This is a genomic window from Cytobacillus sp. FSL W8-0315 (assembly GCF_038002905.1).
GTDB lineage: Bacteria > Bacillota > Bacilli > Bacillales > Cytobacillaceae > Cytobacillus > Cytobacillus pseudoceanisediminis.
Window position 1 is genome coordinate 4399952 of sequence record NZ_JBBOOC010000001.1, and the last position, 25290, is coordinate 4425241.

Genomic DNA, 25290 nt, shown 5'->3' on the forward strand with positions numbered 1-25290 from the left:
TTTATTGGCAAAGGAAATGAAAGCCTCGAGGAGCTTTCTTTTCCAGCATAAATCAGTTGCCTTTATTCTCTTTTCCTTGACCTTTTACTTCTTCAGCTTTCAATTTTCCTTTGCCGGCATGGCTCTTTGCCTCTGCCTGCTTTTCTTGAACTTTCTTTGCCTGCTGTTCTTTTGCTGCTTTCCAATCTGCCTCACGTTCTGCTTTTTCAGCTTGTTTAGCTGCTTCGCGTGCTTCCTTTTCTGCTTTTTTAGCTTCTTCTCGTGCCGCCTTTGCTTCTGCTCTCTTTTTAGCCTCTAAAGCCTTTGCCTCTTTTTTCTTCTCAGCTTTAGCTGAATCTTTTACCTCTTTAGACACCTTCACGGCATTTTCAGGTAACACAGTTTTCTCTTCAGAAGCTGATTCATCCATCTCTTTCTCCGGATCTTCTGCTGCTTCAGCTTCTTCAGATTTAATCGGAGCATGCGCCATTTCTGAAGATTGCCCAGCCTGGTCAATTCCAGTATATTCTTTTTCTTCTATCAATTGTTCAGACCATTTTTCAGTGAACTTAGCAATGTTCTTTTGCATCGCTAAAACAGAGGGATGGTTTTCATCGAATCTTTCTGAAAACTTAGCAAGATTTGCCTGAAGGGCAATGATATTCTGTGCAAAGATTTCTTTTATTTCATCTTCAGTTTCCTTGTTGGCCGTGTCATTATCAGAAGAAGCTTCACGGTCTGCATCGTCTTCATCTGGAGTTTCCACTTCAGCTGATTCGTCTAGATTACCGTTGTCCTCCTCATCTGATATTGATTTTCCCAGGTCTTCATTCGCTTCTTCATCAACGATAGTTTCAGCGTTTTCCATCTGTTCCAGTGCTTTTTCTATTGCTTCTAAAGCTTCTTCTCCCTTTCCTTCAGCAAAAAGTGCTTCTGCTTCCGCCATACGCTCTGAAGCATAATCGGCAAGCAATTTTGCATCTTTAATGTCATCAAAAGTTAGAGCAAGCTTCACTTTTTCCAATGCAAGCTTTGCAAAGTAGAAGTAGCTTCCAGGCAATAGAGATGGGGCTTCTTCATTAAGCTCTTCTTTAGCATTTTCAATGGATTCTGCTGCATCTTTTTTTGATTCAGCAGTTGCTTCAGCTGAAGGATCATTTTTTATTTCAACTGTTTCAAATTCTTCATCTTCCTTGTTCTCACTTGCAAAGGCTGTTGCGGCTGAAAATGTGAATGTTCCCGCAATTACCAGTGCAAGTGTGCTTTTTGCCATTTTATTCATTTCTTTACTGGATAAAAATTTCAATAATTTCACCTCAAAATTTAATTAAAGCGGCCGCTTGTTCATTACAACTGTACGGATTCATGAAAGAGATTTTTGGGGGTTATTAAAAAATTTATTTTTAAAAAAGATAAAAAGCTTTAACATCACTAAATTGATTATTGTGCCAAAGCTTTTTTCATTAATTAAATGATGTGCCATCTTAACTTTCCACCGGGTGCTTTCTACATTTCAAAATGATCCACCTGATCAATAGACCGGTGAATACACCCGGAATTACAAAGAGCATAGGAAGAAAGACCGGCCCGAAAAAAATCCCAAATAATTTCAGCTTGGTTGAGTACATAAGTCCTACTGTCACAAAGTAGGCACTGAACACAAAGGGAAGGAAAGATAATTCTTCATTTTCCGGCATAGCAGTACGATATGCATCCCACATTGCAAACATGTAAAGACAAGGGTAAAACATGAGCCACTGATAATTTAGGACATGAACCGCTTTGTCAATTTCTCCCATGAAACTGAGCATGATGGCTGAATTAAAATGGCTGTATACATTAATGATGAATTCAAGCGCGACAAATAAAGTTCCCTTCCACAGCTTCCCCATTAATAATTGGCTAAAACCAGGCAATGCAATACTCCAAAAAACTGCTTCTAGTTTACTGAATTTTTTCATTTCATTACCACCAGCTACAAGTCGATACTTTTATTGTGCTCTGTTTATAGGTCAATTATCAATGAATTTTCCAGATATTTTCCTGAAAATCCAATAGGAAGTTATTTCCATTTTGAAACGCCATGACAAAAGGCCCCTTCTTATCGAAGGAGCCTGCACGGATTAAGTATTTTCATCCTTGTTGTGTTCTTTTTTTTCTTTGTTATCTTCTTTTACAATTTTTAACAACTCTTCCAGCATGGCTGCCATATCATCTCTGCTGTAGGAACTGGCTTCAGAGGTTTGAAGCTGATTTTTGTCTTCTGCACTTTTATTGTGATTCCAGTCTTTATCCACTCTTTCTTCAAGCAGATAGGCTGGCACTAAATGGCCATCCGGTGTTGCATACATTTTATTTAACCGCCTTGTATCCTTGTCAAAGAAACTATATACAACAGGTATCACAAATAGTGTCAGGAATGTACTGCTGATCAGCCCGCCTATCAGAGCAATTCCCATAGGCTGGTTAATTTCAGTACCTTCCCCTAAACCAAGGGCAAGAGGAACTAACCCAAGTATGGTTGTTAAAGCTGTCATAAGTATCGGTCTTGCACGGTCCTTAACGGAAATAATTAGGGCATCATAGGTCTTAAGGCCATTTTCTTTCTTTTGGTTAATATAATCGACAATGACTATTGCATTATTAACTACAATTCCTGCCAGCACAATAATCCCGATTATTGCTGTTAAGCTAATAGGTGTTTGGGTTGCTGTAAGAGCAATTGCCACCCCGATCACCATGAGAGGCACAGTAAACATGATAACTAAAGGATACTTCAGCGACTCAAATTGGGCTGCCATGACAAGATATATAAAGATGATTGCCAGAACAAAGGCCAGAATCAGGTCATCAATGGATGATTCCAGCAACTCCCTGTCACCGCTAAAAACGATTTCCGTTTCATCCGGCAAATCCAGATCAGCAATTTCTTTATCCACTGCTTTTGACATGGCACCCATGTTTGTTGAAGACTTGTACTTTAATGTAAATTGAACAGCATCCTGCTGGTTGATGCGCTGAATATTGACCGGTCCTTCTCCGCGTTCTATATTAGTTACGTCACTCAGAGCAGCATAATTTCCATCAGGCTTTTTTATAAGCAATTTTTTTAAATTATCAATATCCTGTGTGACTTCCCGATCGTACTCAACAAAAACGCCATATATATTCGATTCTTCATCTATCATTTGTGTTGCCCGATTGCCACGTGTTACATCATTTACTGCCATGGCTACCTGGGCAGGAGCCAGGCCTTGCTCAAGTGCCTTTTCACGGTCCACAGTAATTTGAATTTCTTCAACTGTATCCATAAGGTCAGTGGATAATTCTGTTACATCATCTAAGTCCTTCAATCTATTATAGATTTTATCTGCATTTTCCGTTAAGCGATTTGGATCTGTATCCTTTACACTGAAAGTCAGAGTATTCGGAGCTGTACCGGATGAGGATTGCATGTTAAATGAGAGTTCGGCAGTTTCATTAACCTTTGATGCAGCATTTTCCAGATCCTTTTTGATATCATCGGCAAATTCAAAGGTTGATCTTTCACGCTGATCAAGCCCTTTCATTTTGATGTACAATTCAGCGATATTGGCATTCTTCGAGCCCCGGAAGGATCCTTCCTGTGTAGTTCCGATGAGGCTGACATATGTATCTACCTCTTCTTCATCCTTTAATTCTTCCTCTAAATCAGATATAACTTTTTCAGTTTCTGAAAGTGCAGTGCCATTTTCAAGCTCCATACGCACCGTAAAGAAGCCTTCATCTGTATTTGGAAGAAATTGTGTGCCTAAGGTGGTCATTCCAAAGCTTCCCGCTGCCAATAACAGCATGGTGATCGCTATTACCACTGCGCGATTCCGCAAAGACCACTTAATTGATTTTTCAAGTGAACGCATTAAGCCTGATTCCTGCCTTTTTGTCTCAATATTTGCTTTTGGAGACTTCAGCAGCCGGCTCGCCAGCATTGGCACAACTGTCAGTGCAACAGCTAGAGATGCAAATAAGCTAAAGGAAATGGTCAGGGCAAACTCCTTAAACAATTCACCGATGATTCCAGTAATAAATACTACTGGAAGGAATACAGCGACAGTCGTTAGTGTTGAAGCAGTAATCGCACCGCCTACTTCTTTTGCTCCATCGCTGGCGGCCGTTTTAGGATCTTTCCCCATTGATAAATGGCGGTAAATATTTTCAATAACTACAATGGAATTATCCACCAGCATCCCAATTCCAAGCGCTAATCCGCCCAGCGTCATAATATTTAAGGTGAAATTTGAAAAATACATTAAAACAAACGTAAAAATAACAGAGTAAGGAATTGAGATGCCAATAATAAGCGGGCTTTTAACATTCTTCAAAAAGAAAAATAGCACAATCATCGCAAAAGCACCGCCAAGAATCAGTGAATTGGAGATATTCCCTATTGCAAGCTTTATGTAATCCCCCTGATCAAAAAGAATTTCTGATTCAATATTTTCAAACTGTTCTTTCTCAAGAAGATCATCCAATTTCTGTATGAATTGATTTGAAACTTCTGCCGTATTAGCGTCTGACTGCTGCAGGACACTCAGCAAGACAGATGGAGAATGGTTTGTGCGCGTGATAGTGCGATCATCCTGGCTGGCCAGCTGAACCTCTGAAATATCTTCAAGGCTTACTTTATCGCCTGTTGCAGGGTCAACTGTTACAGTAAGTTTTTTCAGCGTTTCAAGGGAATCTATGGAACTAATGATCCTGGTTGTCAGTTCTTTTCCCTCAGTCAAAACCGGATCACCCGGCATTGAAATATTATTGGATTCAATTACATCGACAACATCTGCCTGGCTTAGTTTGAAATCTCTTAGTTTTTCCTGATCAAGTTCCACCCTTACTTCCTTAATGGCTGTTCCGGAGAGATTTACGCTTGCTACTCCTTTAACCTTGGTCAGCTCCAGGTTCAGTTGTTCTGCAAGCCTTCTCAATGCTTCAGGCTCTTCATCTGCACTAAGGGATAATTGTATGATAGGAAACTGGGCAGGATCAAACTTCATAAATCGCGGTTTATCGGCTTCATCAGGAAGCTGTGTCTGGTCCAGTCTTTGAATAACCTCATTTTGTATTTCATCAATATCTGTCGTCCAGGAAAATTGCATCAGAATGAAATTTGCGCTCTCTTGCGAGGTAGAAGTTAAGGTTTTAATCCCCGGCAATGTTGCCAAATTTTCCTCGAGCGGCTTTGTTACTTTTTCCACAACTTCATCGGGACTTGCTCCTGGATACGAAGTTACTACTACTCCTACAGGAGGATTCAGATCGGGTATGAGCTTTAATGGAATATTCATAAGGGAGACAGCCCCTAAAATAAGCACTAAGAACATCGTAACCAATGTAAAGATTGGCCTTTTGATTGAAAAATCACTTATTCGCACACATTCTGCTCCTTTCAAAGTCAGTAAATATATGACGGCTGCAAGATAGATATAAACACATTTTAACTATATTAAAGCAGCTATCACTATGCAAGAAATCAGTGTGCTGCTGAATGGTGATAGAGAACAATATCTATGACTTTAAAGGGGCTCAATCACCCCAAAAAAGACATTGCCTAAACCTTTGCCCACAGAAAAAAGCAGCATTACACAGCTGCTTTTTTCTCAATTTTTTCGATTTTTAAACCAGTGAATCCATAGATAAGAGTAATAACTGGACTTAGTATGCAGAAGAACGCAAACGGCATGTAAGCTGCTGTTTCCACCCCTAGTACACCTGCCAGAAAAACTCCGCAAACACTCCACGGGACTAACGGGTTTACCACGGTGCCGGCATCCTCAAGAATCCTTGAAAGATTTTTCGGGTGCAGACCGGCTTTTTCAAAAGGCTCTCTGAACGCATTCCCAGTTAAGAGAATCGACAGATATTGTTCTCCAAGCAGGAAGTTAATGCCGATTGCTGTTCCTGCTGCTGCTGCCACTAGAGAGGACACACGATTCAAAACACCTTTGATTCCTTCAAGCAAAGCTGGAAGAATGCCAAGCTTAAAGAATAAGCCTCCCATGGAAAGTGCAAGCAATACCAATGAAATAGAAAACATCATACTTTCCATGCCGCCTCTTGATAATAGTGCGTCTACTTCCTCTGAACCACTTTTTGAGACATATCCTGAAAACAGCAATGACATCACTTTTTCGAAACCGAAGCTGTTTTGAACAAAGATGGCCAGGATTAAAGCCGATAAAATTCCGGCTGACAGCGTGATGATAGCCGATACTCTTTTAATGGCCAGTATTGTCAAAATGACAAATGGAATTAGGGAGTACCAATGTACCAGCCCCTCATCCAGCAGAGTTTTTTTCAGCTGGGCAATTTTTGAAAAATCAGATGCTGCCTCGCCTGGTGACAGCACAGCAAAAATTGCCAAAGAAATAATAAACGAAGGGATCGTTGTCCATGCCATGGTCTTTATATGCTCAAATAAATCCACCTTAACTGTCGATGATGCCAGATTAGTTGTATCAGACAACGGAGACATTTTATCTCCAAAAAAAGCACCGGAAATAACTGCACCTGCCGTAATCGCATCCGAAAGACCCAAAGCAGAGCTGACTCCCATAAAGGCCACTCCCAATGTAGCAGCCGTTGTAAGCGAGCTTCCAATGCTCATGCCAATCACTGATGCTACCACAAACACAATGGCATAAAAGAACTTTCCATTAACAGCTTCCAAAGCCATGTAAATAAATGTTGGAATGGTTCCGCTTGCCATCCAGCTGCTTATCAGCATGCCGATTAAAAAGAAAATGAAAATCGCCCCTAATCCGGACTGGGCACCTTCTATCAGCCCCTTTTCCAGCTGTGTAATGGATACTTTTTTTATTAAACCGTAAGCAATTAACCCCATTATCGCGAAAACAACGGGAATATGAGGCACTGCCCCTGCGAAAATAATAGAATAACTGATCCCTCCAAGGATTAATAGAGTGACAATAAGTGCCTCAAGCGGCTTCAAATTCAATGCTGCATGTTCCTGATGCATAATGTATTCCTCCTAAAAAAATACAAGAAATTCGAGAGCAAACAAAAAGAGCCCTCTCGCCTATAGGGACGAAGGAGCTCCGCGGTACCACCCTAATTGATAAGCCATTTATGCTTACCCGCTTAAAGAGAATGTCCTGTGAAATGCAGTTGTATTTCGACCAATTGCTGCCTGAATTTTCATCACCCATTCAGTTTCTATCTGCTGCCGGCAACTGCTCTACTTTCTTCTGCGGACAAAGTCTATATTTTTATCGAGATTGAACTTCCTGCTTTTTAACTTAAACGCTTTTTAGTACTAAAGCGGATGTGTTAATACTATATTATCTATTGATGAATATGTCAATAGGAGTGACAGAGGAATTTACAGGAATTGAATCAGGAGAAGAGAGGCTGATCATTTACAGGGACCAAAAGCAGAAACGGCCCCTAAAAGAGGCCGCATGATTATTCTGAGTCCATCGGATTATATAGTTTTACATCCGGGTTTTTTTCCTGGAACCACCGGAGTGCAAAGTCATTTTCAAAAAGAAAAACGTTTTTGTCATAACGGTCTTTAACCAGGAGACTTCTTCCGCTGGAAAGATTTTCGTTGACCTCATCGCCTTCTACCCAGCGGGCGATTTTGGAGCCTTCCCTTTCCATATAAACTTCTGTGTTATATTCATTTTTCATGCGATGTTCAAAAACTTCAAATTGCAGCTGTCCAACTGCACCGAGAAGGTATTCTTCCATTTTTACTGTTTTAAACAGCTGGATGGCTCCTTCCTGCACCAGCTGCTGGATGCCCTTATGAAAATGTTTTTGCTTCATGACATTTTTGGCAGTTACTTTTACAAATAGCTCAGGTGTAAATTGAGGTAGACGTTCGTATTGGAAATTATTTTTACCTGCCGTTAACGTATCGCCAATCTGGTAAGTTCCCGGGTCATAAATTCCAATGATATCCCCGCTTACGGCAGTATCGACTGTACTTCTGTCATCAGCCATGAATTGTGTGGACTGCGCAAGCTTGATGGACTTTCCGATTCTTGGTATATTTACAGCCATGCCTCTTTCAAATTGGCCTGAACAAATTCTTAAAAATGCTATCCGGTCGCGATGAGCAGGATTCATATTTGCCTGAATTTTAAATATGAAGCCAGAAAATTCTTCTGACAGCGGATCAATTTCACCTGCTGAAGAATTCCTCGGCTGCGGCGGCGGTGCAAATTGGAGATAAGACTCAAGGAATGTCTGTACACCAAAGTTGGTCAGCGCGCTTCCAAAAAACACAGGGGTCAATTCTCCCTTTGCAATTCTCTCTCTTGAAAACTCATTGCCCGCTTCATTTAACAGCATAATTTCTTCAAGAGTCTGATCATATAGACCAGAATCCTTAATGGAGTGGTTTCCCTCTATTTCGCCTTCCTCATTCAGTGAAATAAAGCGGTCCTCTTCCTCTACTCTGAATTGCTCAATTCGATTATTAAACCGATCATAAATTCCGAGGAATTCTTTCCCCATCCCGATTGGCCAGTTCATAGGATATGATTCAATTCCCATGACCTCTTCTAATTCCGCAAGGAGCTCAAGCGGTGCCTTTCCCTGGCGGTCAAGCTTATTCATAAATGTAAAGATCGGAATTCCTCTCATGCGGCAGACCTTGAATAATTTAAGTGTCTGCTCTTCGATGCCTTTCGCTGAGTCAATGATCATAACAGCACTATCAACGGCTGTCAGCGTACGATACGTGTCTTCACTGAAATCCTGGTGACCAGGAGTATCTAGAATATTAACGCGCGCACCATCATATTCAAACTGCATCACACTGGAGGTAACAGAAATACCGCGCTGCTTTTCAATTTCCATCCAGTCGCTTGTTGCATACTTGCCTGTCTTCTTTCCTTTAACTGTACCCGCGTCACGAATGGCACCCCCGAATAATAGGAGTTTTTCTGTCAGCGTCGTTTTACCGGCATCCGGGTGGGAAATGATTGCAAAGGTGCGGCGGGATAAAACTTCTTCTTTAAAATTTTTGGACATATTGGTTCCTCACTTACTTATATGAAAATTTGTTTATCGCAGTCTAACGGTCAGTTTGACTCCCATGTCGTACACATAGCAAATTGAGAATGGGTAAGCGGGAGTCTAAACTGCCCGTATAGGCCCGAATGAAGCACAAAGACTAAGAATGCCACGTCCTCCCAAAAGCTGCCGCTTTCGGTCGTGCGATGTATCGCTCTGTAGCTTTCCTTATCCTGTGGCAACGTCTTTGTGACCCACATCGTGCGGGCCTCAACTTACAATCAGCGGGGGATGAACCCCCACAGATTGAAGTTTCACTTTATCAAGCAATCAATGTGACACTTAATTATTGCAATACCTTCAATTTTATCGCTCCGAAGTAAAGTTTGCAACGCATTTTAAGATTGCATATTTCTTTTTATAAATCTTTTTCAGGCTTATAATAGTGAAACAAAATATAAAAAAGGAGGTTGCAAATGGACACAATTACTCATACTTTATTCGGCTTGGGCCTTTACGGTGCAGTTAATAAACGAGATATGGATAAGAACACCAAGAGAGCGTACTTGCTTACCGCCGTGGGGGCAAGCCAAATTCCGGATATTGATGTCATCTCCCGCTTATGGGATACAGAAGGACTTTATCAGATGTGGCACAGAGGCATTACCCATTCAGTTTTTCTTACTCCGGTTTGGGCTCTGCTGTTTTTTCTGCTATCCTTCCTGCTCTTCAAAGTTAAGGATAAGAAGCTTTTCCTGCTGGGTTGGCTTGCAGTTTTCATACATAATACAAGTGATTTATTCAATGCATGGGGAACGGGATACTTGGAGCCATTTTCAAATATGAGGATTACCTTTGGCACGATTCCTATTGTTGATTTAGTGATTTGGTTCATCATGGGAACTGCTTTTATTTACTCTAGAAGAAACAAACTGAAATCACCTTACTACTTTAGAGTGGCATGGGCCTTTTTGTTGGTGCATGTTATCATCCAAAGCACTCAGGGATTTATTATTTATAAGCAGTATGATGATCAATATGATCAAGTTGCCCTCTCGGCAGATTTTATTCCATGGACCTTTTCAGTTATAACCAAAAAAGACGATGAGGTAATCATCTTTAATGATAACCTTTTTAAGAAAGAGGAAACTCAATATGTGCTTCAATCCAGAGAAACTGCTGATTTAGATAAATTGTTTTCTCAGCGTCCTGAAGCTAGAACCCTTTATGAATGGTCCCCATTTGTCGTTCTTGTTGATGATGATGAAAGGCTTGGCCTCTATGATCCCCGATTTTACAGAAACGGTCAGTCTTTTCTGTTTGAATATATCGAGAAAAATACAGAAAGATGAGCATCTTGCTCATCTTTTTTATTTTCACCATGTATGCTGCATGCATAGATTTTTTCATTAATTTATTCCTTTTGCACATAATACAACTATTGAGCTTTACAAGCAGTTTCATTAGGGAATAGGAGTACTGCCAGAATCCTCCCTTGAGCTTCCTTTAAGGGAAAATTACATAGTTAAGAGGTGTTAATATGAATTTTATTTGGGGAATATTCGGTATCATTGTCGTTTTAGGATTAGCTTTCCTGCTCTCAAGCAACAGAAGGGCCATTAGTTTAAGAACTGTTGCGGGTGGGCTTGCCATTCAGCTGATTTTCGCCTTTCTCGTTCTAAAGTGGGAAGGTGGCAGAAAAGGTTTAGAATGGCTAACAATGAAGGTAAACGATATTATCAATTACGCTAATCAGGGAATTAATTTTTTATTTGGCGGCCTTTTTACAGATGAATCGGGTATCACCTTCGTTTTCGCACTTCAGGTCCTGCCTGTGGTAATCTTTTTTTCATCATTGATTTCTGTCCTCTATTATTTAAGGATTATGCAGTTTTTCATAAAAATCCTTGGCGGGGGGCTGTCAAAGCTACTCGGAACCAGAAAAGCAGAGTCCATGTCGGCAGCAGCAAATATATTCGTAGGGCAAACAGAGGCTCCGCTTGTTGTCCGTCCTTATATTGCCAATATGACAAAATCTGAGTTATTTGCGGTAATGACCGGCGGCCTTGCTTCTGTGGCAGGATCTGTTTTAATCGGATATTCCCTTTTGGGTGTGCCTCTTGAATATCTCTTGGCTGCAAGCTTTATGGCTGCACCGGCGGGTTTAATACTGGCCAAAGTCATGCTTCCTGAAACAGAGGATAAAGAAGAGCCTAAAGAATTCGATATGGAAGTGGATAGCGACTCAGCCAATGTCATTGATGCAGCCGCAAAAGGTGCAAGTGTCGGGCTGGAACTGGCTTTGAATATCGGAGCGATGCTTCTTGCCTTTATTGCTCTGGTTGCATTGATTAACGGTCTCCTTGGATGGGTTGGAGGATTATTCGGCTTCGAGGGATTAACGCTCGAAATCATTCTGGGTTATGTTTTCTCGCCTCTTGCATTTGCAATAGGCGTTCCATGGTCAGAAGCTGTGCAGGCCGGAAATTATATTGGCCAGAAGTTAATTTTGAATGAATTCGTTGCTTATTCTGCTTTTGCACCGGATATTCCAAATTTATCTGATAAAACGGTCGCAATCGTCAGCTTTGCCCTTTGCGGATTTGCCAATATTTCTTCATTGGGCATTCTGCTTGGAGGGCTTGGCGGACTGGCACCTAACCGCAGGCAGGACATTGCGCGTCTTGGCCTGAAGGCAGTTGCAGCAGGTGCCCTGGCTTCTATGTTAAGTGCTGCCATAGCTGGAATGCTTTTTTAAAAATCATGTGAAAAATCCTCCCGCTGTTTACGGGAGGATTTTTTGATCTTATTTCTTTAAATAATAGATAACGGATTCATACGGCCTTAATTTAATGGTCTGTGCTGCCGGAGGTGACTGATTGTAATTGGACAGTAAGATCTCATCTTTATATTCGTCTGCCTGAAGGTGTTCAGGAATGATAAATGATGTTTCTTCCCCATAGAAATTATTCACGACCAGCAGCTTTTCATTATTGCCATTTCGAACATAAGCAAATACCTTAGGATGCTCCTCAGAAATCAGTTCATAGTCTCCGTACGTGATAATATCATATTGCTTGCGAAGCTGGATCAGCTTCTTATAATGATAAAAAATAGAATCTCCGTCCTTCAATGCTTTTTCGGCATTTATTTCCATATAATTTGTTGCAACATTTATCCATGGCGTTCCATCGGAGAAACCGGCATTTTCAGAACTATCCCACTGCACCGGGGTCCGGGAATTGTCGCGAGACTTGCTTTTGAGAATATTTATGATTTCTTCTTCACTCATTCCCTTTTCCCTAAGGATATTATAAACGTTCAGTGATTCTACATCTCTGTAGTCTCCAATGTTTTCAAATCCTGGGTTTGTCATGCCAAACTCTTCACCCTGATAAATATAAGGGGTTCCCTGCATCATATGAATGACTGTCGCCAGCATTTTAGCAGATTCACGATGATATTTCCTGTCATCACCATATCTTGACACAATTCGGGGCTGATCATGATTGCACCAGAATAAAGCATTCCAGCCTCCGCCCTTGTGCATCTCAGTCTGCCACCTTGATAAAATCTGCTTTAACGCTCTAAAGTTAAATTCAGCGATTGCCCATTTCTCTCCATTTGGGTAATCCACTTTCAAATGATGAAAGTTGAAAGTCATGCTCAGCTCTTCCCTCTCAGGATTGGAATACTTTATACAATGTTCAATGGAAGTGGAGGACATTTCGCCAACAGTCATACTATCGTATTTTGAAAATACATTTTCATTCATTTCATGCATAAATTCGTGTACACGAGGTCCGTCTGTATAGAATTTTCTGCCGTCTCCCGGAGGCACAGATCCGTCATCATCGGGAAACTCCTGGTCTTTAGAAATCAGATTGATTACATCAAGTCTGAAGCCATCTACACCTTTTTCAAACCAGAATTTCATCATGTCATACACTTTTCGGCGAAGCTCTTCATTTTCCCAATTTAGATCCGCCTGCGTGACATCAAAAAGATGGAGATAGTATTGGCCGGTTGCTTCATCATATTTCCATGCATTTCCACCGAATTTTGATTCCCAGTTTGTCGGTTCGCTTCCATCGTCCTTAGGGTCTTTCCAAATATAAAAATCACGGTATGGATTGTCTTTTGATTTTTTTGCTTCCTGGAACCATTGATGTTCTGTGGAAGTATGGTTTACTACAATATCCATAATGATTTTAATGTCCCGGCTATGTGCCTCTTCAAGAAGCTTTTCAAAGTCAGCTAGAGTTCCGTATTCTTCGTGAATGCTGAAATAGTCACTAATATCATATCCGTTGTCGCGCTGCGGAGATTTATAAATTGGTGTCAGCCAGACGACGTCCACACCTAATTCTTTTAAATAATCAAGCTTGGCAATAATTCCAGGAATGTCTCCAACCCCATTTCCTGTCGTATCGTTAAAGCTTTTTGGATAAATTTGATATACTACTGATTTTTTCCACCATGGTTGTTTCATTAGAATCACACCTGTTTTAGTTTTTTAGAAATTGGGTTTTTAGCTGTTAAAAAGAAGGACCTGAGCTTCATAGGGACGCAGCTTAATTGTTCTGTTAATTTGTATATCTTTATAATTCCCAATCAGTGCCTCAAATTTCTTTTCCTGAATGTATGCAGGGGGTTCTACTTCAGGGTTTCCTCCATAGAAGTTGCACAAGACAAGAAGGGTCGGATTGCCCAATGTTCTTGTATAAGCGTACACTTCAGGATGTTGATCAAGTATTAGGTTATACCTGCCGTAAACAATAATTTCATTTTTCTTTCTAAGTTCAATAAGCTTTTTATAGTAATGAAAAACAGAATCAGGGTCTTTCATGGCCTTTTCCACATTAATGTCTTTATAGTTAGGGTTTACTTTTATCCAGGGGGTTCCATCCGAAAAACCTCCGTGCTCGGAAGAATCCCATTGCATCGGCGTCCGGGCGTTGTCACGCCCTTTTGCGTATATGCTTTCAAGGGCCTTATCCTCTGTCCAGCCATCGTTAAGTGCTTCTTTATAAAAATTAAGTGTTTCTATATCCCTGTACTCTTCAATGCTTGAGAAACAAACATTCGTCATTCCAATTTCTTCGCCCTGATAAACATAAGGAGTTCCCTTCATCATATGAAGCAATGTTGCGAGCATCTTAGCCGACTTTTCCCTATACTCTCCGTCATTGCCGAATCTTGAAACAGAGCGGGGCTGGTCGTGATTATTAAAGTAAAGGCTGTTCCAGCCAGCTTTATCCAGCTCATTTTGCCATTTTGTCAGGTTTAGTTTTAAGTCACACAGATCAAGGGGTTTAAGATCCCATTTGCCGTTTGGCCCGTTGTCCAGGCTAACATGTTCAAATTGGAAGACCATATTTAACTCATTTCGTGATTCCCCTGTATATTGCCTGGCCCACTCAGGAGTCACACCGGGCATTTCGCCAACAGTCATAACATTAAACTTCGCTAACGCCTTTTCATTCATCTCCCGCAGGTATTCATGAATTCTGGGGCCGTTTCGATAATACTTGCTTCCAGAAGCATATTTCTTTCCAGGCTTTGGTTCATCATCAGGAAGTCCCTCTACTTTGGAAATAAAGTTGACCACATCCATTCTGAATCCATCAATGCCTTTTTCCAGCCACCAAGTCATCATGTCGTATATTTCATTTCTAAGTTTCGGATTATCCCAATTTAAATCTGGCTGTTTCTTTGAAAACAGATGCAAATAATATTCTCCTGTTTTATCATCAAGTTTCCAGGCGGATCCCCCGAAATTGCTTCCCCAGTTATTCGGCTCTTTTCCATTCCTTCCTTCGCGCCATATATAATAATCCCTGAATGGATTGTCTTTGGATTTCCTGGACTCTGCAAACCAGATATGTTCGTCTGAACTATGGTTCACCACCAGATCCATAATGAGTTTAATCTCTCTCTTATGCATCTCTCCGAGAAGTTCTTCCCAATCTTCCATTGTTCCAAACTCACTCATAATATCCTGATAATCGCTTATATCATAGCCATTATCATCATTTGGCGATTTATATACTGGAGAAAGCCAGACCACATCAATCCCTAGCTCTTTCAAATAATCCAGCCTGGAGATGATACCCTGCAAATCTCCTATTCCATCTCCATTGCTATCCATGAAGCTCCGCGGGTATATCTGGTAAACTACACTTTCTTTCCACCATTGCTTCTTCATATGGCGACCTCCGATTTTTAACATTTGTGTGCATGCCCCAAGAAATGGCGATACCATGGAATCATAGAACCCCATGGCATCAATCTTTCTATTCTGCTTTTTTAAATTTAGAGAAGGCTAAGGTCAATACAAACGGTACGACAAGTGCAATACCCATTCCGATAAAGAAAGAACCCCAATTTTCCGCAAAGATAGAGAAGAATGCCGGCAAGCCTCCTACACCTATCGACGGTGCCTTAACTCCATTAATAGTGATGAAGATTCCTGCAATTGCTGACCCAATAATCGCTGCAAAGAACGGGTACTTAAAGCGAAGATTTACGCCAAACATTGCCGGTTCTGTTACGCCCAGCCACGCTGATACTGAAGAAGTTAGCGCAAGCCCTTTCAGTTTTTCGTTCCCTTTGCTTAACAGCATCATGGCAAAAGCGGCGGAACCCTGAGCTATATTAGACAATGCAACCATCGGCCATAAAAACGTGCCGCCAATGCTGCCGATTAACTGCAGATCAACTGCCAGGAACGTATGATGCATACCAGTGATAACGAGAGGGGCATATAATCCACCGTAAATCAAGCCTCCAAGGGCTGGAACAGCATCAAAGATTCCGACAACCCCATTTGTAATCCAGCTGCCGATCATGAATGTGATCGGTCCAATAGCAATAAAAGAAAGAAACCCAGTGATCAGTAAAGCGATCGGCGCGACAGTTAGAAGCTGAAAAGCATCAGGGATTCTTTTTCTCAGAAATACTTCTATCTTAGCCAATACGTATGAAGCAAATAATACAGGCAATACCTGCCCCTGATAACCTACCTTTTCTATTTCTAACCCGAATAAGTTCCACTTCGGAACTTCTTCAGCAGAACCATAGCCCCATGCATTTAAAAGATCCGGATGCACTAGCATTAAACCTAGCACAATACCAAGAAGAGGACTTCCGCCAAACCGGTTTACAGCACTCCATCCAATCAAACCGGGAAGGAATACGAAAGCAGTATTGGCAATCAGGTTAATGATGCCAGCCAGATCAGCCCAGTTAGTATAAACTTCAACAAAAGACTTATCATCAAAGAAAATATCCGGTGCTGTCATAATATTGTTTATCCCCATCAGCAAACCGGCTGTTACGATAGCTGGAAGGATTGGAATAAAAATATCTGCGAGTGTTTTAATGCCGCGCTGCAATGGATTTAAGTTCTCAGCAGCAGCACTTTTTGTTTCTTCTTTTGATGATTCGCCTATTCCAGTTGCTTCTGTCATTTCTTTATACACTTTATCAACAAGGCCTTGTCCAATGACAACCTGGAATTGTCCATTTGTGGAAAAGGAACCTTTCACTACATCTATATTTTCGAGTTTTTCTTTATTGACCTTCCCCTCATCTTTTAAGGCAAAACGCAGACGTGTAACACAATGAGTAGCCGCTGCGATATTATCCTTGCCCCCGATAGCTTCTACAATTTGCTCTGCTGACTCTTTATTCGTAGCCATTCTTCGCTCTCCTCCTGTTACCGTTTTCATATTATAGAAAAAAACAGTTATAAGGTTTTTATTTATTGTTCTCGCCATTTACAACTCTATCCAATTTAGCAAACCAACTTGTATATACATGAACTGTTTACGCTTTCATTTTATCTTGTATATACATGTTAGTCAACCATTTTTTCATTTCTCTCTTTTCTATACCCATTCACTCGCTTCGAAAGCCAGAAAATAAAAAACCGGCTTCGAGACTATTGTCTGCAAAGCCGGTTCTAAACCACTTGAATAGGTTATTTCCTTTTATCATTGTCATCATCTTTTGTGAGTTCACGGGTAGATTTCTTAAATTCTTTTAATGTCTCCCCGAACGCTCTTCCTATTTCAGGAAGTTTCTTGGGTCCAAAAATAATCAGAGCCAAAACCAGGATTAGAATTAAACCTGGAATACCGATGTTTGATAACATGCTGAACACTCCTTATATATCATATCGCTTGAGGCAGTAGTAATCATGTTCATTGTCCATTATAGTTGATTGATAAAAAAAATCATAGCATGAGTGCTATGATTTCATGTTTTTTGACTATTTGAAGGCTCTATCAAGTTCATCCAGCACTTCACCAATTTTGCGGTCATGAATCACTTTATCAGCATAAATATCGAAATCCGTAGGTTCCATATTAATAATCACAAGTTTTGCTCCTTTTTGTTTGGCTATCAGCGGAAACTGATTTGCAGGTGTTACAGTCAAGGATGATCCCAGAACAATAAAAAGTTCTGCTTTTTCTGTTTCATCTGCTGCGAAATCTAAGGCCTCCTCAGGGAGCATTTCCCCAAACAGAACCACTGAAGGACGGAGCACACCCCCGCAACGGCATTGGAATTGACCATGCAAATACCCCTCGCTCGGGAACTCTTTTTTACATTTCCGGCAATGGAGTGTCTGCAGATTCCCATGGAGCTCTGATATTTTTTCACTTCCCGCGAGTCCATGAAATCCATCCACGTTCTGGGTAATAATGCTCTTAATAATACCTCTCTTTTCCCAATCTGCAAGAATATAGTGCCCTTGATGGGGATTACACTCCTTAAGCCCGATTACCCTGTGCCGATAAAATTCTATAAATTCGTTCACATTTTCATTCAATGCTTTTGTACTGGCTATTTTCCCAGGATCTTTCCCATTCCATAATCCATTATTGGCAGACCTGAAATCAGGCAGTCCGCTTTCTGTCGACATTCCTGCTCCAGTCAATATTACTGTATAATTTGATTCTTTCAGCCATTTCTCAAGCATAGATATCAGCTCCCAATAAGGTTTTGTCACAGGTTAAATTTGATTTCCATTTATTTCTCCCCATGAAATGTTTATGTCATGTCAGGTATGCGGTAAATACTAGATTATAACTGTTTATGCGAATTATCAATATAGGAGTGATAGCTATGCCTGAAATAGAAACCAAAGTTTATAAGGACGGCTATAAAAAATTTTCATCCAGGGCTAAACGTTATGCGGACGATCCTGAAAAAACAAAAGGACTTTTAAGAAAGGCTACACTTAAAGCAGATAAAAACCAATCTTCATTAAGTGATATATGGGAAAAGTTTCAGCTTCTGATCGATTTAGTAAAGTCATGGTCTAAAGGCGATTACCGGCATATTTCAAAAAAATCGATTATCTTTATTATTGCTTCCATACTATACTTTGTTTCCCCAATAGACCTTGTTCCTGACTTTTTAATAGGAATGGGAATCTTAGATGATGTAGCAGTCCTTGGTTTTGCCGTTAGCCAAATTACAGGTGAACTTGAAAAATTCAGAATTTGGAAAGAGAGCAGGACGATTGGAATGAAATAATTATTTTCTGTGCATTTTAATATTATTTGCTATAATAATGATGGAAAGTATTTATGCTGTCAAAATTAAATAGCAAGAAATGTAGGGGAACCGGTATGCCGGTTGAGACTTCATCATTAAGATGCTGACCCTTTGAACCTGATCTGGCTCATACCAGCGTAGGGAACATATTCTTAAACATACTAAATGTTTTTTATATGCGCCCTGGTTTATACCGGGGCGTTTTTATTTTTCAGGGCAGACTATCATTAACTTTCCTTATTACATAACGTTTTTTAGGAGGAGTACTTATGAAAAAGTGGATTGCAGCTATCTGTTCGCTGCTGCTTCTTTCAGGCTGTGCCGGCAATGGACCGGATAATCAGACTGGAAGCGAAGATTCAGACAGCAAACAAGATTTGAAAAAAGTTACTGTTGTACTGGATTGGACACCTAATACCAATCATACCGGCTTATATGCCGCAAAGGACAAAGGATATTTTAAAGAAGAAGGGCTCGATGTAGAAATTATAATGCCAGGTGAAGCAGGTGCAGATCAATTGACTGCATCAGGCAAGGCTGATTTTGGTGTCAGCTATCAGGAAAGCATCACGGAAGCACGTGTACAGGGCGTTCCCCTTGTATCGATAGCAGCTGTTATTCAGCATAATACTTCCGGTTTTGCATCCCCTGCCGAAAAAAACATTAAATCGCCGAAAGACTTTGAAGGAAAAACTTATGGCGGCTGGGGGGCACCTGTAGAAAAATCGGTAATAGACTCCCTAATGAAGAAGGAAAACGCTAATATTGATAAGGTCTCAATTGTTAATATGGGGGATGCTGACTTTTTTACAGCTGTTAAAAGAGATATAGACTTCGCATGGATTTATTATGGATGGACAGGTGTAGAAGCAGAACTTCGGGGGGAAAAGATTAATATGGTCTACCTTACCGACTACTCAGAAAAACTGGATTACTACACGCCCGTTCTCGCAACCAGCGAAAAAATGATTGCAGATGATCCGGATACTGTCAAAGCATTTGTAAAAGCAGCAGCAAGGGGATATGAATTTGCAATCGATCAACCTGGCGAAGCAGCAGATATTTTGTTAAAGAATGCTCCGGATCTGGACAGCGAATTGGTCAAAAAAAGCCAGGAATGGCTATCCCCCCGCTATCAGGATGATGCTTCAAGATGGGGTGAACAAAAGCTTGAAGTCTGGGAAAACTATGCAGACTGGATGCATGAAAATGGTCTTTTAGATAAAGAATTAGATGCAGGCAAAGCATTTACTAATGACTTCCTGCCGGAATAAGGAGAGTTCAAATATGGCAAACGCACTTGTAAGCATTCAGATCATACCGAAAACAAAAGATGGGGAAAATGTTATACCTTACGTTGATGAAGCAATTAGTGTCATTCAGCAATCCGGTGTTAAGTACGAAGTGCATCCCCTCGAAACAACGATGGAAGGCGATTTAGACCATTTATTGAAAATCATAGCTGATATGAACAGAAAAATGATTGAAAGAGGAAGCAGCAATGTAATCTCACAGGTAAAGGTTCTATATCAGCCGGACGGTATTGAAATGAGTGATTTAACGGAGAAATATCGTCCATGATAAATTTGTTCAGAAAAGGATGGAGGCCGGCTGCGGTTCTCCTTCTTTTATTCATTGCTTGGGAAATGGCAGTAAATCTGGCAGAAGTCCCTGCATGGCTCCTGCCTCCGCCAACAGAAATCGTTCTGGAAGCGATTTCGGGCTGGGAGGGCTTCAGCCACCACCTTCAATCGACAGTCATGCTTTCCCTATTGGGATTTGCCATTGGCACCGTCATAGGTTTAATCACAGCCGTTATACTGCACTTATTGCCTTTTATAAGGGAGTCGGTTTACCCTCTCCTCATACTTTCACAAAATGTGCCTATAATTGTTCTGGCTCCTTTGCTGGTTGTTTGGTTTGGTTTCGGGATACTTCCAAAGCTGATTGTCATCACGCTGGTTTGCTTCTTCCCCATTACTGTTGCTGCATTGGACGGCTTTCGCCAGACACCCGGAGAACTTAGGCATTATATGCTGATGGCAGGGGCCAGCAAAGGACAGCTGTTTTGGAAGCTGGAGCTTCCCTATTCCCTTCCCTCTCTATTTTCAGGGCTAAAAATCTCCGCAACCTATAGTGTGATGGGTGCTGTAATATCCGAATGGCTCGGAGCTAAAGAAGGAATAGGTGTTTATATGACTCTGGCATCTTCTTCATTTCGGACAGACCGTGTTTTTGTTGCCATTTTTGCGATTATGCTGTTAAGCTTGCTGTTTTTTGGAGGAATTTTACTGGCTGAACGTTTGCTGATTAAATGGAAGTCACGGGAGAGTGCCAGGAAATGATACAATTATCCGTTAATCATTTAACCAAAAGTTTTGATACTAATCAGGTTTTAGACAATTTGAGTTTTCATGTAAATGAAGGGGAATTTGTTTCGATTTTAGGTCCTTCAGGGAGCGGAAAGAGCACCATTTTCAACCTGATTGGCGGGATGCTTCTGCCGGACGAAGGCTCCATAACGCTTGAGAATGTGAAAATCAACGGCAAACGCGGTTCAATAAGCTATATGCCTCAGACACCTTCCCTGATGCCCTGGAGAACCATTCTTCAAAACGTTCTGCTTGGACAGGAGCTAATGGGTAAAACCGATTCGGAAGCGGCCAGAAAGATGCTTCAAAAAGCTGGTCTCGGCGGCTATGAAAATGCATACCCCCATGAATTGTCAGGGGGAATGAAGCAAAGGGCTGCCTTTATCCGGGCATTATTAAGCCCGCAGCCTATCATTTTGCTGGATGAACCTTTTTCAGCTTTAGATGAGCTTACCCGCCACGATATGCAAAAGTGGCTTCTCGATATTTGGAATGAGCATAAGCCGACAATTCTGTTTGTAACCCACAATATCGAAGAAGCCATTTACCTCTCTGATCGAATTTTAGTACTGAGCAGCAAGCCTGCTAAAGTAATTAAAGAATATAAGGTACCCTTTAACAGGCCAAGAATGGAGGAACTTTATCTCAATGAAAATTTCCTTGCCTGCAAAAGAAGCATCCATCATGCGCTGAAAAATCATTAGGAGGCAACAGCATGGATAAGTATATTGATGCCCATATTCATCTTGATAAGTACAGCAATATTGAATTAGAGAAAATGTTTCATGAGTTGCCGTTTCAGCTTTCACTTGTTACAGTTTCAAGCGATTTAGCATCCTGCAAAAGAAATCTTGCTCTTGCAGAAATTTATTCCTTTGTTAAACCTGCCTTCGGTTTTCACCCTGAACAGGTTCTGCCCAGTGATCATGAAATTTCAGAGCTTTTCAGCTGGATAAAGATTCACATAGAACAAATGGCTGCTGTTGGCGAGGTTGGCCTTCCATACTATTTAAGGTCTGAAGGGAGAAAGCAGCTTGGGGGATATATTGAACTTCTCGAAGAATTCATTAAGCTCGCTAAAAAGTGGGATAAGCCCATTGCCCTCCATGCAATTTATGATGATGCACCGATTGTGTGCAATTTATTGGAAAAGCATTCGATTAAAAAAGCTCATTTTCACTGGTTTAAAGGTGACAGCGCAGCGGCAAGCAGGCTGATTGCCAATGGCTATTACATCTCCTTTACTCCAGATATCGTGTACGAAAAAGAAATACAGGACCTTGTACGGGATTACCCGCTGGATAAATTGATGGCAGAAACGGATGGTCCATGGGAATTCGAAGGCCCTTTTAAAAACAAGCCTACCCATCCAGCCATGATGGCCCATTCCATCAGTGCCCTTGCTGAACTAAAAGAATTAGCTTTCAGCAGCGCTCTTAAGAAGCTGTATGATAATACAAAAAGCTTCTATAATATTGATTAATCAGCCTTATAGTCTTTTGCCATAAGGCTGTTTTTTTATTCAGATTAGATAAAAAATACTAGATAAATATAATCATTTCGCACCATTCCTAATTTTGGAAATATAGGTTAATCTTATATTGGACAATACGTTTAGGAGGTATGTAATGAAAAGGTATATTTTCTTGTTATTGACTATTTTACTAGTCTTCTCAGGCAATGTTTCTGCAGAAACCAAAAGCCGTTCTGCTGATTTGACTGAGAAAGATTTCATGAAAGCCGTATTAAAGGCTGATGAGTTTAAGGAATTTAAATCCTCCATTTTAAAAGATGCAGCCGCCAAGCCAAGAGCTCTTGTTGATGAAAAAGGAAAACAATATGGCTGGACAGTTCAATATGAAATAGAATACAAAGAAAAAAATGTTTTCTTAGATAGTAAAGCCCTCGTAAATTTCTCGTCACTTCTATCATTTTCTTATGAGTCCGACGGAAAAGGATTAAAAGTCCGGCTCGTCGATTACAGCAGGTTAATTGAGGATCAGGCTTTTTATGTAAAAGACCTGAAGTCAAATGAAGAAACCAAAATAGATATATCGAAAGACAGCATCTTTACTGATTATTTGACAGAGGTAGAAAGGAAGAAAACGCATTTGATTGAAGAAGCAGCAGTAAGCAATGCTGTCTCTTCCGATAAAATCACTGCAGCAGCCGAGTTATGCTACTACTGTACAAAATATGAATGGCGCGGCGGATACCCTTGCTCATCCGCAAATACTGAGCCTGAAGTTTCAGTGTCTTCCCAACTAAAAGAAAGCGGACTAAATCCAGATTCGGTAATCATTGACTGTTATGTACCCCGCCATAAAGTATGTGTTAGCGGGGAATGGAGAACATATTGCCCTATTCAATAAGAAAAGCGGAGCGCTTATGCTTATCATCGACATTCATAAGCCGATGACGCCTGAGCTGGACAGTTATAAAACCGGCTAAGCAGATGCTTAGCCGGTTTTATTATCCCTTAGTACCTGATGCGATATTTGATCCTTCTATAAAGTGCTTCTGGAAGAAGAAGAATAGCAGTACAACTGGCAGGAGGACCATGACTGACATGGCCATCAGGTAATGCCATTGTGTCTGAACTGTTCCCTTGAAGGTCTGAAGCCCGATTTGCAGTGTGTACAGACTTTCATCATTTATATACAATAATGGTCCGAGAAGATCATTCCATGCCCCATTAAACGAAAAAATGGCCACTGTAATAAGAGCCGGCTTCGTCAGAGGCAGCATAATATGCCACCAGATCTGCAGATGATTCGCACCGTCAAGCACTGCCGCCTCTATTAGTTCATTAGGAATGGACATCATAAACTGGCGCAATAGGAAGATGAAAAAGGCACTCCCCAAAAAAGCTGGAACAATCAGCGGCAGGTACGTATTTACCCAGCCAAGCTTCGAAAATAAAATGTATTGAGGCACCATCGTGACAAACCCTGGGATCAGCATGGTTGATAACACAACTATAAACAAAGCATTTCTTCCTTTAAAACGGATTTTCGCAAACGCATATGCAACGAGTGAATTGACAAGAACACTTCCAGCCATTCCACAGAGGGCAATAAATAACGTATTCATTGCCCAGCGGGTAAACGGCGCTGTTTTCCATGCTTCAACATAATTGGAAAAATGGAATTCCTTTGGCACAAAGGTAGGCGGATATTGCGCAATCTCAGCAGGAGATTTCAATGATGTCGAAATCATCCACCACAGGGGAGATAATACCAGTACACTTCCCGCTAATAAAACGATAAAAATAATCGTCTGCTTTAAATTATCTTTGAATTTTTTTGTCTCATAAAACTTCGGTGCTGCGGCAGTTCTCATTTATTATCTCCCCCCTCATAATGGACCCATTTTTTGCCGAGTTTCATATTAATGATTGTCAGTACCATTACGACAATAAACAGCAGCCAGGCCATTGCAGATGCATAGCCCATGTCAAACACTTCAAACGCGTTATTCCACATATGCAGATTGTAGAATAGGAGTGAATTTCCTGGTCCTCCGCTTCCGTTTTCTGTCATGACATATGCTTCTTGAAAGATCTGGAAGGCACCAATGGTACTAGTCAGCACATCGAAGAAAATGATTGGTGAAATCATTGGCAGGGTGATATAAAAGAATTTCTGCATAACACCTGCCCCATCAAGATCCGCTGCTTCATACAGTGAAGCTGAAACTCCCTGCAGACTTGCAAGGTAAAGCAGCATTCCGCCTCCGACACTCCACATTTTCATCAAAAGCAAAGCTGGTTTCGTCCATTCAGGATCAAACAGCCAGGCTGGCCCTTCAATCCCAATCCATGCAAGGAACGTATTTACCAATCCTGTCGAAGGACTTAGCAGCTGCATCCACAAAAAGTAAACCGCAACACCCGAGAGGATAGCAGGCAGATAATAAAGTGTGCGGAAGAATTTCATGCCCCTTACTTTCTGATTTAAAAGAACCGACAGAAAAATCGCCCCTGCAGTAGTCAGCGGGACAGAAAATAAAACGTAATAAAGGGTATTCCATAAAGACGTTTTAAAAAGATCATCGATTGTAAACATGCGTTTAAAATTATCAAGGCCGATAAAATTCATCCTTGAAGTAATATTATAATCTGTAAAACTGGCAAATAAGGAAAATAAAAGCGGACCAAGTGTCAGTCCAAGGAAACCAATTATCCACGGGCTGATGAATAGATATCCAAAGATATTTTCTCTTGTTTGGCGGGACATCCGTCTGCGTGATGTCTTTTCTTTTTTTTCCGCAAGACCCGCTCCCCGGCGAGCAATCGTTGTATCATATGATTTCAACCCATACACCTTCTTTTATTTATTTTTAAAGA

At 40.9% G+C, this 25290-nt stretch carries 21 protein-coding genes and 1 riboswitch; of the genes, 9 read left to right on the top strand and 12 right to left on the bottom strand.

Annotated features, from left to right (window positions below; all coding sequences use genetic code 11):
* Positions 1-52 precede the first annotated feature (52 nt).
* From MKY20_RS22575 to MKY20_RS22595, 5 genes are all read right to left on the bottom strand, one after another.
* Positions 53-1285, bottom strand: a complete 1233-nt coding sequence (locus tag MKY20_RS22575; RefSeq protein ID WP_251174388.1) for a DUF5667 domain-containing protein — start codon at positions 1283-1285, stop codon at positions 53-55.
* A gap of 178 nt (positions 1286-1463) precedes the next feature.
* A complete protein-coding gene (locus MKY20_RS22580) occupies positions 1464-1940 on the bottom strand; it encodes a hypothetical protein (RefSeq protein ID WP_009331091.1) in 477 nt (158 codons plus the stop codon).
* Positions 1941-2102: 162 nt separating this feature from the next.
* On the bottom strand, positions 2103-5390 hold the full coding sequence (locus MKY20_RS22585) for an efflux RND transporter permease subunit (protein WP_251174389.1): 3288 nt from the start codon (positions 5388-5390) through the stop codon (positions 2103-2105).
* A 206-nt stretch (positions 5391-5596) separates the two neighbouring features.
* Positions 5597-6994 carry a Na+/H+ antiporter NhaC gene (gene nhaC, locus MKY20_RS22590; protein ID WP_071160474.1) on the bottom strand — a complete coding sequence of 466 codons (1398 nt, stop codon included), beginning with the start codon at positions 6992-6994 and terminating at the stop codon, positions 5597-5599.
* A 446-nt stretch (positions 6995-7440) separates the two neighbouring features.
* Complete coding sequence (locus MKY20_RS22595; RefSeq protein WP_341003068.1) at positions 7441-9018, bottom strand: peptide chain release factor 3; 1578 nt, start codon at positions 9016-9018, stop codon at positions 7441-7443.
* A gap of 458 nt (positions 9019-9476) precedes the next feature.
* Here MKY20_RS22595 and MKY20_RS22600 point away from each other — a divergent pair, with 458 nt between their 5' ends.
* Positions 9477-10352: a metal-dependent hydrolase gene (locus MKY20_RS22600; RefSeq protein WP_019381602.1), complete on the top strand. Its 876-nt coding sequence runs from the start codon at positions 9477-9479 to the stop codon at positions 10350-10352.
* Positions 10353-10540: 188 nt separating this feature from the next.
* Positions 10541-11758 (top strand): NupC/NupG family nucleoside CNT transporter, encoded by a 1218-nt coding sequence (locus MKY20_RS22605; protein ID WP_009331096.1) that lies wholly within the window; start codon positions 10541-10543, stop codon positions 11756-11758.
* A 48-nt stretch (positions 11759-11806) separates the two neighbouring features.
* Here the strand turns inward: MKY20_RS22605 and treC are convergent, their stop codons facing one another.
* From treC to MKY20_RS22630, 5 genes are all read right to left on the bottom strand, one after another.
* On the bottom strand, positions 11807-13492 hold the full coding sequence (gene treC / locus MKY20_RS22610) for an alpha,alpha-phosphotrehalase (protein ID WP_251174390.1): 1686 nt from the start codon (positions 13490-13492) through the stop codon (positions 11807-11809).
* Between the two features lie 39 nt (positions 13493-13531).
* On the bottom strand, positions 13532-15208 hold the full coding sequence (locus tag MKY20_RS22615) for a glycoside hydrolase family 13 protein (protein ID WP_341003071.1): 1677 nt from the start codon (positions 15206-15208) through the stop codon (positions 13532-13534).
* 88 nt (positions 15209-15296) lie between these two features.
* Positions 15297-16703, bottom strand: a complete 1407-nt coding sequence (gene treP, locus MKY20_RS22620) for a PTS system trehalose-specific EIIBC component (protein WP_071160482.1) — start codon at positions 16701-16703, stop codon at positions 15297-15299.
* 281 nt (positions 16704-16984) lie between these two features.
* Positions 16985-17158, bottom strand: coding sequence for a twin-arginine translocase TatA/TatE family subunit (locus MKY20_RS22625; protein ID WP_009331100.1), 174 nt, complete (start codon positions 17156-17158; stop codon positions 16985-16987).
* A gap of 117 nt (positions 17159-17275) precedes the next feature.
* Positions 17276-17989 carry an NAD-dependent deacylase gene (locus MKY20_RS22630; RefSeq protein ID WP_251174391.1) on the bottom strand — a complete coding sequence of 238 codons (714 nt, stop codon included), beginning with the start codon at positions 17987-17989 and terminating at the stop codon, positions 17276-17278.
* 146 nt (positions 17990-18135) lie between these two features.
* Between MKY20_RS22630 and MKY20_RS22635 the strand changes: the two genes are divergently transcribed.
* From MKY20_RS22635 to MKY20_RS22665, 7 genes are all read left to right on the top strand, one after another.
* Positions 18136-18549 (top strand): YkvA family protein, encoded by a 414-nt coding sequence (locus tag MKY20_RS22635; RefSeq protein ID WP_019381598.1) that lies wholly within the window; start codon positions 18136-18138, stop codon positions 18547-18549.
* A gap of 73 nt (positions 18550-18622) precedes the next feature.
* Positions 18623-18731: riboswitch (TPP riboswitch) on the top strand.
* A gap of 108 nt (positions 18732-18839) precedes the next feature.
* Positions 18840-19844, top strand: coding sequence for an ABC transporter substrate-binding protein (locus MKY20_RS22640; protein ID WP_019381597.1), 1005 nt, complete (start codon positions 18840-18842; stop codon positions 19842-19844).
* A gap of 13 nt (positions 19845-19857) precedes the next feature.
* Positions 19858-20151, top strand: coding sequence for a thiamine-binding protein (locus MKY20_RS22645; protein ID WP_009331104.1), 294 nt, complete (start codon positions 19858-19860; stop codon positions 20149-20151).
* Positions 20148-20915, top strand: a complete 768-nt coding sequence (locus tag MKY20_RS22650) for an ABC transporter permease (RefSeq protein WP_009331105.1) — start codon at positions 20148-20150, stop codon at positions 20913-20915. Before MKY20_RS22645 ends, MKY20_RS22650 begins: the two co-directional genes overlap by 4 nt.
* On the top strand, positions 20912-21646 hold the full coding sequence (locus MKY20_RS22655) for an ABC transporter ATP-binding protein (RefSeq protein WP_071159555.1): 735 nt from the start codon (positions 20912-20914) through the stop codon (positions 21644-21646). The genes MKY20_RS22650 and MKY20_RS22655 overlap by 4 nt, the downstream gene beginning before the upstream one ends.
* Before the next feature lie 11 nt (positions 21647-21657).
* Positions 21658-22425, top strand: coding sequence for a TatD family hydrolase (locus MKY20_RS22660; protein WP_009331107.1), 768 nt, complete (start codon positions 21658-21660; stop codon positions 22423-22425).
* Positions 22426-22570: 145 nt separating this feature from the next.
* Positions 22571-23314, top strand: a complete 744-nt coding sequence (locus MKY20_RS22665) for a hypothetical protein (protein WP_009331108.1) — start codon at positions 22571-22573, stop codon at positions 23312-23314.
* A 100-nt stretch (positions 23315-23414) separates the two neighbouring features.
* On the opposite strand, the gene MKY20_RS22670 is transcribed toward MKY20_RS22665, so the two are convergent.
* Both MKY20_RS22670 and MKY20_RS22675 read right to left on the bottom strand, forming a co-directional pair.
* Positions 23415-24284, bottom strand: a complete 870-nt coding sequence (locus tag MKY20_RS22670) for a carbohydrate ABC transporter permease (RefSeq protein WP_071159559.1) — start codon at positions 24282-24284, stop codon at positions 23415-23417.
* Positions 24281-25258, bottom strand: coding sequence for a carbohydrate ABC transporter permease (locus MKY20_RS22675; RefSeq protein WP_009331110.1), 978 nt, complete (start codon positions 25256-25258; stop codon positions 24281-24283). Before MKY20_RS22675 ends, MKY20_RS22670 begins: the two co-directional genes overlap by 4 nt.
* Positions 25259-25290 lie beyond the last annotated feature (32 nt).